Source organism: Crocosphaera watsonii WH 8501 (genome assembly GCF_000167195.1).
GTDB lineage: Bacteria > Cyanobacteriota > Cyanobacteriia > Cyanobacteriales > Microcystaceae > Crocosphaera > Crocosphaera watsonii.
In genome coordinates, this window is record NZ_AADV02000012.1 from 1 (window position 1) to 11,731 (window position 11,731).

The following is an 11,731-nucleotide window of genomic DNA, read 5'->3' on the forward strand; positions in this document are numbered from 1 at the left end:
AGAACATTATCTTGAGAAATTTGCGCCACGGGTTTTCCCCAGCCGCTATGGGTCAGAATTACCCGGTATAAAACAGGGTGTCTACCGGTTAAATTTTCGTTAATCAAGGGAAAACCTTTGGGGTAATATTTCATACGTCGAAGTAAAATTTTGCCCGGACAAGCCTTAGTTAGTCATACCCGTGCCAGGAAAATAGGTTGATTTATGGGGAAGGGAGGGCACTGTATCATTTTCACGCTTCCATGAACATCAACATTTGGGGTTGTCCCCAAATATCTGAAAAATTTTTCGTTCTACGCGTGATTTTTTAGGAGACCTGCGCTAAGACTAAGCACAAGTAAACATTAAGTAAAAACAGTTCAGGGAAACAGGAGTTGATGCCCATGTCAGATAGTAGTAGTAAAATCGTGGGTCTCTTGGTTGAAGTTAGCCGGCTGTGTGCCGGGGCCGTACTCTAGAAGTTAAGTCCCCTTGGATCTAACCTAGGCTGGAGTTCCTTCCGGCAGTTAGGTTTCAACCAGAGACCCGCCAAAAAGAATTTAACCCTCTAGCTCCCTTAGTCAATGACTAATTGGAACTGGGGGGTTCAAAGTATCAAGATAGGATTTGATTTCCTATCTTGAAAAGGCTCTTATTTGAGTTCGATATACTTAGGCTGTTCTTGGATATGGATGGTATCTACAAAGCGCGCTGTCTGAGACTGACTGGAGATAACCAAACTTTGGGTTCTGGCACCACCGTGGAAGAAGCGAACACCTTCCATTAAGGTTCCTGGAGTAATACCACAAGCAGCAAATAAGACAGTTTCACCACTGGCTAATTCACTATCGGTGTAAACCCTGTCAGGGTCTTCGATACCCATCTCTTTGAGACGAGCCAAGTTTCCGTCACGGCTTTCTCCAATTAATCCGGTTTTGACCACTTCAGGATCATAAATTAATTGTCCTTGGAAGTGACCGCCTAAACAACGCATGGCAGCGGCTGAAATTACCCCTTCAGGAGCAGCACCAATACCCATTAAGGCGTGAATATTGGTTCCAGCGAACCCACAGGAAATAGCAGCAGAAACGTCACCATCGCTGATGAGACGAACTCTTGCGCCAGCCGCACGAATTTCTTGAATTAATTCTTTGTGACGAGGACGATCCATCACCACAACTACTAATTCCTCAACGCTACGTTCTAAGCAGTCTCCTAAGATTTGGAGATTTTCGGTAGCTGATTTATTGATGTCAACGTGACCTTTCGCTGCAGGAGGAGCGGCTAACTTCTTCATGTAGAAGTCAGGGGCAGCAAATAAACCGCCTTTTTCAGAAATAGCCAATACAGCCATAGAACCGTTTTGTCCGTAAGCAACCAGGTTGGTTCCTTCACAGGGGTCAACAGCGATGTCAATTTCAATCAATTCTTCTGGGTTACAGACATTTTTGGCATCTTCCTGGGTACAAATGCCAACTTCTTCACCGATATAGAGCATGGGAGCATCATCCCGTTCTCCTTCTCCAATGACGATCCGGCCACGCATATGAATTTTGTTCATTCTTTCGCGCATGGCTTCTACTGCTACTTCGTCAGCAGTATTTTTCTCGCCTTTACCCATCCATTTGGCTGAAGCGATCGCCGCTTGTTCGACAACTTCAATAATTTCTAAACCTAGTGTGCTTTCCAAGGTATGTCCTCCCTATCTGCTTATCTTAAGTTCTCAGGCGTGGTCTGAAATTTAAACCTTAGTCAAAAGTCTATCAGAGTTCGGGTATCTGATTAAATTTTTTCTTAAGAAAATGCTAAAAGAACCGATATAACAGGGTATTAGCCAGCAAAAATTCTCAGCCTAAAAAAAAAAATTCAAAAATTCTTCACCAAAAGAGAATCTTGTGCTACAATAGATAATTGTCGGTGAAAAAAGCTAATTTAGTTTCTGACCTGACGGGGGCGTGGCGGAATGGTAGACGCTACGGACTTAAGTAAAATTGAGCCTTGTTAGAGAAATCTTACAAGTGTAAGCTCTCAAATTCAGGGAAACCTACGTCTATTCTAATAGATAAGGCAATCCTGAGCCAAGCTAAATCTGGAAGGGTTTAGAAGGTGCAGAGACTCGACGGGAGCTACCCTAACAGATTAAGCTGAGGGTAAAGGGAGAGTCCAATTCTCAAAGCTCAGATGATGCAGTAGCGAAAGCTGCAAGAGAATGAAAATCCGTTGATCGCGAGATCGTGAGAGTTCAAGTCTCTCCGCCCCCACTAAGTCTAATAATAAATCGAGTCCTGAAAATGATTGCTATTTATCCAGGAAGTTTTGATCCCATTACCCTTGGTCATCTTGATATTATTGAGCGAGGGGTTATATTGTTTGAAAAAGTGATTGTGACGATCATGTATAATCCCAGTAAAAAACCTTTGTTTTCTGTGGAAAAAAGGATTGAACAGATTACTGAATGTACGCAACATTTACCCACGGTTGAGGTGGATAGTTATACGGGTTTAACTGTAGATTATGCCAAGTTACGCAATGCTCAGGTATTGTTACGGGGTTTACGGGTGTTGTCTGATTTTGAGAAAGAGTTACAAATGGCTCATACTAATAAAACTCTAGCTCAAGAGGTGCAAACTGTTTTCTTGGCTACCAGTAAAGAGTATAGTTTTTTGAGTAGTAGCACCGTTAAAGAAATTGCTCAGTTTGGTGGCTCTATCTCTCATTTGGTTCCTGAAAATGTATATCAGGATCTCCTACACTATTATAACATAAATTAGACAAAAATAGTCCATTAGATTGCGCTGAAAATTAACAATATTAATGATATTTTTTTGAGGGAGTATTAACGTTATGACTATTATTCTTGATAATCTTGACCCTGAAATTTTAGAAAAGTTAGAAACTCAAGCCACTTCTCATGGTCGTAGTTTAACCGATGAAATTAAGGTTATTTTGAGAAGGGAGTTAATTAAGGAAAATTTGGAGGATAATGCTAGTCAGTTAGAATGGCATGAATTTATTGATAAAACAGCAGGTTCTATCGATGATGATACATTTGTTAGACATCCTCAAGGAGACTATCCTATTAGAGAGGAATTAGAATGATTTATTTACTTGATAGTAACACTTGTATTGTCTATTTAAAGTTTGCTGATTCTAGGGTAAGAACTCGTTTAGATAGTTTATCAGCTAATGATATTGCAGTTTGTTCCGTGGTTAAATCTGAGTTATTTTATGGTGCAATGAAAAGTCGGAAACGAGAGGAAAAACTGAATAAACAACGTCAATTTTTTAGCCGTTTTGTTTCTCTTCCTTTTGATGATAAGTCAGCAGAAATTTATGGGGTTATTCGAGCAGACTTAGAACGAAAAGGAACTCCCATCGGTGGTTATGATTTACAAATCGCTGCCATTGTGATCGCCAATAATTTAACCCTTGTGACTCATAATATTCGGGAATTTGGACGTATTGAAGGGTTATTATACGAAGACTGGGAAATAGTTACGTGAGGCGCGGAGTTTTGGACTTTGGACAAAAAAGTTTGTTAGCGTATATTTTACGCTAAACTAAAATCCCAAAATATCGGCTCTGTATCAGTCAATAAAATTGGCTGACAAATAGGGCTAATCTATAGATTCTGAGGAAAACTAAGGAGCTTTTAAGTTTTCAGTTGATTTTTTGCTCCCTTTCTTGATAACATCATGACGAGTTCGTGGGGCTTTTTTGTAACCTTTAATACGTCCGGAAGAAAAACCTCGACGTTTGGGAAATTTGGCGAAAGTCCCCAAGGTCGTAATTATTCTTGAAAAGTCTCTTTGAACTAGACTAGGGGTGATTTTGATGGATTTATTAGTCTTCAAATACTGTTCCCAATCACGGGGTAAAACCACAGCTAATTTTCTGGCAGCCCACAAATTTACATAAGAAAGAAGTGTTAGTTTAAACCAATTTTCTTCATGATGTACATCGGGAGTTAAATAAGATGTCATCAATAATCTTTGTTTACCAAATCGAAAAAGATGTTCCATGTCATAACGTTGTCGATAACACTGATAACAATCAACTAAACTTAACTCATCGCGCCGAGAACCAATAACAATAAGCCACATAGGTTTCCAAATACTATTTCTTTCTTGAGCTCTGACAACAATCTGGAGTAAAGTAAAGGGGTGATTGTTCATTTTATAGTTTTTAGTTCCTCTCATTAACATCTGTTTCCATCCCGAAATAGTCACTGTTAATTGACGACCTTTTTTCGTTGTAAAGGGAACATGATGAACTTCATCAGGTTCAGTCCAAGTTTGGTCATCTTTAAGGTCAAATTTATCCCCATACCAACGGGGATGTCCCGAAGTTTTGGCTTGATTTGGGTCCCGAATAAATTGACGATAAAAAACTCGGTCACTTCTAACTCTTGTAATAGTAACTAGGTCTTCATGCTTAACTTGTTCCCCAATAAAATCCTTTTGGCTGTAGTCACTATCAGCCACTAAGACAGATAATTTATCAGAAAATAAAGAACTTTGCCAGATTTTTTTTAGTTGTTGATTGCCTTGATTTACTCCTTTATGTTTAGAGGGGACTAGCTCTCCTGATAAGGGGACAGCCCAAGGGACTTTTTCTGTGTCTATTTGGTCAGGTAAAGCGCAGACAACGGAATAACAATGTCCAATATTAATGGGTTTATTTCCCTTAATTGGATTGGGGTAATGAATAAAGGTTTTATCCGCTAACGTTTCGGCAAACGGTCGTGGACAGGGAGTTGTGTCAATACCAAATAAGTTATAATGTTTTGAAGTGGGAGGAATTGTTCTCGATACCGCTGAAAATAAAGTCTCAATTCTCTGTTCATAATTAGGGTCAGTTTGAGTGGGTAAAAACTCTTGAATTCCTCTATATAAACTGTTATAATCTCTTCTAAATAAAGGATTGAGAGACAATTCAACGACTGAGTGAGCTTGTTGGTTACTGGAGAGGGCATCGAGTAATTCTATAATAGTTTCTTTTCTAGCTTTTAGTCCTTGGAAGAGGTTAGACCTCCACACCAGGAATTCCTCGACAGACGTAGCCGTTTCATTTTTGGTCATTTTTAAAATTTATTACCTTATAAATTAGCTGAATATATACGCTAACATCAAAAGAGGTTGTTTGTTACAGTTAAGGCTAATGTCATCACATTCCGAACTTAAGACCAGTCAAGATGTCCACCTGAGAGCCAAACAAATTAAGAGTCTAATTCGCTCTCTTAAACAGAAAATAAAGAAAATTGAACGGGAAGGGGAAGTAGCACCAGCTAATTGTCATATTATTCGTTATCAGGTTAATCGAAAGGGAACAATCTACTGGTATTATAAACTACAGGCTGCTGAATCAATTTTTCCTATGGCCACTAATAATGAGAAAAAAACCAAATATAAATATTTAGGACGAGCCGGAAGTTCTGCTCATATTGATGCTGTAGAAAAACTCACTAGAAGAAATCTCATTGATGAATTAGAACGAGTCATTCAATCTCTAACTGAAAGCTACTTAGATATCTATATTGGAACCGAAACTGAATGAAGCTATTTAATATTTAAAATCCCCTAAAAAGATGGAAAGAGAGTTTTTAAAATCACCTTAATTCTCTATTTTAGCTCTGGAGATATGCTTAGCGTAAAATTTACGCTAACAATTGTTTTTTATCCAAAGTCCAATATTTAACTCCCGATGTACATCATGAAGAAAATTGGTTTAAACTAACACTTCTTTCTTATGTAAATTTGTGGGCTGCCAGAAAATTAGCTGTGGTTTTACCCCGTGATTGGGAACAGTATTTGAAGACTAATAAATCCATCAAAATCACCCCTAGTCTAGTTCAAAGAGACTTTTCAAGAATAATTACGACCTTGGGGACTTTCGCCAAATTTCCCAAACGTCGAGGTTTTTCTTCCGGACGTATTAAAGGTTACAAAAAAGCCCCACGAACTCGTCATGATGTTATCAAGAAAGGGAGCAAAAAATCAACTGAAAACTTAAAAGCTCCTTAGTTTTCCTCAGAATCTATAGATTAGCCCTATTTGTCAGCCAATTTTATTGACTGATACAGAGCCGATATTTTGGGATTTTAGTTTAGCGTAAAATATACGCTAACAAACTTTTTTTGTCCAAAGTCCAATTAAACCATAACCTTGTAATATTTCAGTTCTTTGACTATCGTATTCCTGAGCATTTTCCCTGTAATGACTATCACCATCAATTTCAATTACCAACTTTAACTTAGGACAATAAAAATCAACAACAAAATTATCAATAGGCCGCTGTCGATAAACACGATATTGATAATTTATTAAATATTTGTACCAAATTTTTTTCTCAGCTAAAGTCAGATTTTTTCTTAATTCTTTAGCCCTTGATACTAGGTTTTTATTGTATGGTAAATAGTTCATAAGATTGATCCCCCCAACCCCCTTTACTAAGGGGGGCTTTTAGTTTGATTTTATATAAAATCCGAAAATTTGTCGCCACCAAGGGACATCTTCAAAGTCAATAAAATCAATTTTTTTACGAATATCATAAATATTCCATCCTGTTAAACGAGATAGAGTTATAGCTTCTTTGTCTTGTCTTTCTCGAACAGATTGATAATAACTTTTAGCTGCATCACAGTTACGTTTTTCTCGAAAAGGACGACGAATAATATATCTTCCTTGAAAGAACTGATTATTAGCCGTTTCTTGAAACTTCAAATCTTCAGGAAAATTTTCCCGTTGATAACGAATATGAAGAAGGGTAATAAATACATTATTAAAACGGTTATTATTCAACCAAAATACTCCTGTTTTTTTTAACTCTTCACGGTTTAAAGGTTGTGCCGAACAAGGATCACAATTAGCCATGTTCCAAGCATATTCAATAAAAGCTACTTTTTTGCCATTATATTCATAACTTTTGCTAAACATAGCTTTATAAAAAGGAGCAAATTCTTGTTGAACAAACTCGGGAATTTTTAAATTAGAAGGAACTTTAACTGTGCGATAATTGGTTAATTCTATTTGTCCTTTAGGGGATAACAAGTAAACGATTAAATCTTGTTCTCCCTGAGCATTCAACATTCCTAAACGAATGGGTAACATAAATTTAGGAGATTCGTAGGCCATCATCAAAGGACGAAGAGATTTAAACCCTGTATTTTCGTATTCGGTTAAATTTACTTTAGCTACAAAAAATTTGAGATTTTGCTGAATATAAGGACGTAAAATTGTACTCGCTCCGTTAGGAATTTTATAGCCATTTTCCCTTAACCAAATTTCTAAACCATTGGATTCTTTTGCGCTCAAAATAACGATATCATACTCTCCCACGGTAAACTCTTCTTCAACCGTTACCTCCAAAGCATTATCACGACTGGAACTCATTTCTGGAGCAGATCGAGGAGCCGTCGGAGCCCTTAAAACTTCGTCTTCTAAATAGGAACGACCACAAGGATCTTCACCAAAGTATTCTACTAATCTGGGCGCACTAAAAGCATCCAATCTTTCAATAATTTCTGGTTCCCCTACCTTGACTTGTTCTTCTTTTAAAATAACAGGAACTGGAACCACCATGGCAAAGTCATCAACCTCCCCTTGATAATCATTAGCCATAGTTAAAACAGTGCGTTTTCCGTCCCTGGCAATAACCACCTGAGAAGCTTGATTATAGAGATTACTATCAGCTTTTGCCACATAAAAACCACAAAAAGCGGCAGCAGAGTTCATAGAAATCAATAAGAACAAAAAAATCAAACAGAAAAGAGTTAAACTACGACTTAATTTCATGGTGTCATTCCTATTTTTGCTGCCTGGGTGAGCTTTTTCTAGAAGACGAAAACCTAGACAATCCTAGATAGGGCATTAATTATTCTTGGGGCAATCGTGCTATCAATGATAACAGTAGTTACAATAACAAAACTAAAAAAAATATTAACAAACTGGAAAGTCTTGTGTCATGGGCATTTTTCCCCTACTTTCCCCTGATCGTATTAGAGATTCAACTGAAACAAGCTCTAATAGTAGCTATCATGTAAAACTAAAACTCTATACAATAGTAGCATCTATATTAATATTATTAAAATGTTATGGCTCCCCCAATTGTTAAACGATTTGCTATTTCTTTCCAACAAAACTACTGGTTAGGATTTTTGACCCTGGTAGCGGGTTGTGGGGTATCGGGTTTAATCGCCTTACAACCACCTGCACCACCCCCAGCCCCTACCTACTCAGCGTTTGGACAATTGATCCCTAAAGAACTACCACCGGCTTTCACCACCACAGGAAACGAACTACAAGCTCAAGGACGGGGAATATCCTTGAGTAAAGGAACCCTCTTGTCTGGACGGGTATTTCAGAGAGCTACAAATAGACTGGAGAAAAATGGGGTAAAGCTATCACCTCAAGAGATTCGTAAGATGCGAGAAAGAAATTTAGTTGTAGACGTACCCGAAGAAGGAGAAGTAGGGAGAATTAGATTACAATACACCGACAGGGAATCCCCCACTCGTGCCACACTAATCTTAGAGGTTTTTATGGAAGAGATGGTGGATAATAGCCGTTGGTTAAACACATCTGAATTGAGAAGTCGGATTGATGCCCTGAGTAGACGACTAGAGCAAGTTAAAAATGAGTTAACTGAAGCAGAAAACCGCTTTTATCGCTACGTTTCCCAGCAAGGTTCAGATTTACTGGCTATTCAATATGGTAGTCTTGTCAGTGGAATTACCAGCAGTCAACAGAGACAACGGGAATTAGGATTAGCCCTACAAGAAATCGATGGTCGAATCAACAGTTTAATCAACCAATTGGGGTTGACACCAGAGCAGGCTTATGCCTCAGTTGCCTTGAGTGCTGACCCGATTTTAGCGGGTTTACGGGGGCAAATTCTGGGGATAGAACAACAACTCGAAAGATTAAAACTAGATTTGCGACCGGAACACCCCACTATTGTAAAACTCCTTAAGGAAAAACAAGTCAATGAAACCCTTTTTCAACAAAGGGCGCAAGAATTAATTGGAGCCAGAGACTTAGCTCCGGTTCCTATCAGTCAAATTCGTCAAGATAGTAGTTTAGACCCCAGTAGACAAAGGTTAGCCAATCAACTCTTAGCCCTGGAAACCAGACGTGCTGGATTATTCAGACAATTAAATTCAGTAATTGCAACAGAACAAAAATTACGGGAACAGTACGAAAAATTTCCAGATAAACAGTTACAACAAGCAAAATTGGTTCAAGAAGTTGAATTTCAGAGGATTGTTTATCAAAACATTCTGACGGCATTAGTGGATGCACAATCAGCAGAAGCCGAAACAGTAGGCAGTTTATCAGTGGCGGTTCCTGCCAATTATCGCCCCTCTCCTCCCCCACAACCCGAACAAAAAAACAAAGTATTAATTATAGGACTTGGCGGTGGTGTTGGTTTGGTCGCAGGGTTAGGGGTCATTCTCCTACTGGCTTTAATTGACGATCGCCTACACACACCCCAAGAACTGCGAGATTCTCTGGTTGACCGTGAAGTTCCAGTTTTGGGTCAATTACCATTTATCTATAGTTCCCTTTACCGAGAGGATCTTAGTCCTGCTTTATTGGATGGAGACGCAGGTGATTTAAGTTTCTATGAGCGGTTTCGTAGTAACTTGCGTCGCTTGGGGTCGGATGTGTCTAAAGTTGTGATGATCACCAGTGTTAGTAACGAAGAAGGGAAAAGTGCAACGGCTTATAATTTGGCTATTGCTTCAGCACAAGCAGGAAAACGCACTTTGCTCGTAGAAGCTGACTTAAGATCCCCTTCTAAAGCCCAATGGTTAGAAGTTACCCCCAACCCCAATAATCATTTAGAACCCCTACGTTTCTACAATAATCGCACTGATGCCGTTAGTTTAGTCCCTGGAGTGGCTAATTTATACCTCTTACCTAGTCCCGGTCCCCAACGTCAGGCAGCAGCTATCATGGAATCCAGTGAGCTACAATTACTCTTAAAGGATGCCAGAGGACGCTACGATATGGTGATTATTGATTCTCCATCCCTCTCACGCTGTAATGATGCTCTGTTATTAGAGTCGTTAACCGATGGCTTAGTTTTGATCACTAGACCCGGATTTACTCGCTCTAGTTTGTTAAACGAGGCTATTGATCAATTATCGGATGCAGAGGTTCCTGTTTTGGGGGCAGTGGTCAACGGTATAGAAGATTTAGTTGCACCAACGGTGGATATACCAGAGACAGACAATAATGAGGATGAAAATGGGAGAGGTAATGCCGATATCAGAGAAATTCCTGTACTTAGAGAAAATCCGATCTAAACCCTCTTGTGTCACGTCACAGAATCTTGAATAATAATTCAACAACCCTAACTGAACGAAGCTACGCTGCGTTGAAGTTAGGGATTGCCAAACCCAAAGTTAGCAACGTTAAGTGTTGAATAGCCCTTTTTCGCCTAATCTTGGCACAAACTTCCAAATACTTCTCTAGTTTGGATTATCTTTAAGTCTTTTTGGGAAGACGGGCGTAATGGCAAGACATCTTAGATTAGGTGGGCAAAGAGACCACAACTTTACTCTTGAGGATTATCTCCATGTTAAGAGTCCCTGTTTTATCACCAGACGGAACCCCATTAATGCCGACCAAAGCAAGTCGAGTTAGACGATGGATATCTGACGGGAAAGCTGTCGGAAAATTCAACGATTTAGGGCAGTTTTATGTTCAACTTTTAGTCAAATCATCTGACACCAAAACTCAGTCTGTTTCTGTAGGAATAGATCCAGGTAAGCATTTTTCTGGTATTGGTGTTCAATCCTCAAAATATACTTTATTTACAGCACATCTTGAACTACCTTTTAAGAAAGTTCGAGAACGGATGAATAATCGTCGGATGATGCGACGAGGAAGAAGAGGGAGACGCATTAATCGTAAATTACCTTTTCATCTAAGAGCGCATCGTCAAAAGCGATTTTCAAACCGAAAACAAAGTAAGTTACCACCGTCAATTAAAGCTAATCGACAACTTGAGTTAAGAGTTATTCAACAACTGTGCAAAGTATTTCCTATTACTGATATTTACTTTGAGTACGTCAAAGCAGATGTTGATTTAACATCTGGACGGAAAGGAGCTAAGTCAGGGAAAGGATTTTCAGCCGTTATGGTAGGACAGAAATGGATGCTCAAACAATTAGAAAAGTTGGGCAATGTTCATACTATTTACGGTTGGCAAACTTCTAATCTTAGAAAACATCTTAGGTTAGATAAATCTAAAAATAAGTCTAAACAAACAGCTAGTTCCCATGCTGTAGATGGTGTTACCTTGGCTTGTTATCAATTTCTTGAGTATAAAGCCCATTGTTCGGGTAATAATCATGGACATATTTGGCAAGGCAATGTAACTATTACTGCTTGTCAATTCATGGTAATTAAACGTCCTCCTATTAGTCGTCGTCAACTTCACTTAATGTTACCAATTAAAGGAGGTAAAAGACGAAAGTACGGAGGGACAGTTACTCGTCATAACATCAGAAAAGGAGATTTTGTTAAAGCTATTAAGGCTGGGAAAGTCTTTTATGGCTGGTGTTCTGGTGATACGGCTAAACAAGTCTCAGTTTCCAATTTTGATTGGAAAAGACTAGGACAATTTACTGCCTCGAAAGTAGTGTTGCTCCAACGCTCTACGGGGTTAATTTGTAAACAGGAAGCGGACTTCGTTGGAGCAACTGTTTGTTAGTTGATGCTCGTTTCCTCCCCGACGTTTTCAG

Annotated in this window: 9 protein-coding genes and 2 pseudogenes; 7 read left to right on the plus strand and 4 right to left on the minus strand. The window is 38.8% G+C overall.

Going from position 1 to position 11,731, the window contains the following annotated elements:
• Positions 1 to 631: 631 nt before the first annotated feature.
• Positions 632 to 1,669 carry a class II fructose-bisphosphatase gene (glpX, locus tag CWATDRAFT_RS12770; RefSeq protein ID WP_007305456.1) on the minus strand — a complete coding sequence of 346 codons (1,038 nt, stop codon included), beginning with the start codon at positions 1,667 to 1,669 and terminating at the stop codon, positions 632 to 634.
• Between the two features lie 601 nt (positions 1,670 to 2,270).
• Here glpX and coaD point away from each other — a divergent pair.
• The 3 genes from coaD to vapC all read left to right on the plus strand — a co-directional run bounded on the left by coaD (position 2,271) and on the right by vapC (position 3,482).
• Entirely contained in the window at positions 2,271 to 2,750 is a 480-nt protein-coding gene (gene coaD / locus CWATDRAFT_RS12775) for a pantetheine-phosphate adenylyltransferase (RefSeq protein ID WP_007305412.1), read from the plus strand.
• 73 nt (positions 2,751 to 2,823) lie between these two features.
• Positions 2,824 to 3,078 (plus strand): FitA-like ribbon-helix-helix domain-containing protein, encoded by a 255-nt coding sequence (locus CWATDRAFT_RS12780; RefSeq protein ID WP_007305413.1) that lies wholly within the window; start codon positions 2,824 to 2,826, stop codon positions 3,076 to 3,078.
• Positions 3,075 to 3,482, plus strand: coding sequence for a type II toxin-antitoxin system tRNA(fMet)-specific endonuclease VapC (gene vapC / locus CWATDRAFT_RS12785; protein WP_007305414.1), 408 nt, complete (start codon positions 3,075 to 3,077; stop codon positions 3,480 to 3,482). Before CWATDRAFT_RS12780 ends, vapC begins: the two co-directional genes overlap by 4 nt.
• A gap of 138 nt (positions 3,483 to 3,620) precedes the next feature.
• On the opposite strand, the gene CWATDRAFT_RS12790 is transcribed toward vapC, so the two are convergent.
• Positions 3,621 to 5,060: an NF041680 family putative transposase gene (locus CWATDRAFT_RS12790; RefSeq protein WP_007305455.1), complete on the minus strand. Its 1,440-nt coding sequence runs from the start codon at positions 5,058 to 5,060 to the stop codon at positions 3,621 to 3,623.
• A gap of 79 nt (positions 5,061 to 5,139) precedes the next feature.
• Between CWATDRAFT_RS12790 and CWATDRAFT_RS12795 the strand changes: the two genes are divergently transcribed.
• Both CWATDRAFT_RS12795 and CWATDRAFT_RS12800 read left to right on the plus strand, forming a co-directional pair.
• Positions 5,140 to 5,535 (plus strand): hypothetical protein, encoded by a 396-nt coding sequence (locus CWATDRAFT_RS12795; protein ID WP_007303423.1) that lies wholly within the window; start codon positions 5,140 to 5,142, stop codon positions 5,533 to 5,535.
• 119 nt (positions 5,536 to 5,654) lie between these two features.
• Positions 5,655 to 6,002: pseudogene (locus CWATDRAFT_RS12800) on the plus strand (NF041680 family putative transposase); the annotation flags it as partial.
• Between the two features lie 129 nt (positions 6,003 to 6,131).
• On the opposite strand, the pseudogene CWATDRAFT_RS12805 reads toward CWATDRAFT_RS12800, so the two are convergent.
• Both CWATDRAFT_RS12805 and CWATDRAFT_RS12810 read right to left on the minus strand, forming a co-directional pair.
• Positions 6,132 to 6,401: pseudogene (locus tag CWATDRAFT_RS12805) on the minus strand (endonuclease domain-containing protein); the annotation flags it as partial.
• 39 nt (positions 6,402 to 6,440) lie between these two features.
• A complete protein-coding gene (locus tag CWATDRAFT_RS12810; RefSeq protein WP_007305453.1) occupies positions 6,441 to 7,772 on the minus strand; it encodes a DUF2330 domain-containing protein in 1,332 nt (443 codons plus the stop codon).
• 299 nt (positions 7,773 to 8,071) lie between these two features.
• Between CWATDRAFT_RS12810 and CWATDRAFT_RS12815 the strand changes: the two genes are divergently transcribed.
• Together CWATDRAFT_RS12815 and CWATDRAFT_RS12820 are read left to right on the plus strand one after the other, a co-directional pair.
• Complete coding sequence (locus CWATDRAFT_RS12815; protein ID WP_007305415.1) at positions 8,072 to 10,288, plus strand: exopolysaccharide transport family protein; 2,217 nt, start codon at positions 8,072 to 8,074, stop codon at positions 10,286 to 10,288.
• Positions 10,289 to 10,560: 272 nt separating this feature from the next.
• Positions 10,561 to 11,700 carry an RRXRR domain-containing protein gene (locus tag CWATDRAFT_RS12820; RefSeq protein WP_007305416.1) on the plus strand — a complete coding sequence of 380 codons (1,140 nt, stop codon included), beginning with the start codon at positions 10,561 to 10,563 and terminating at the stop codon, positions 11,698 to 11,700.
• Positions 11,701 to 11,731: the final 31 nt, after the last annotated feature.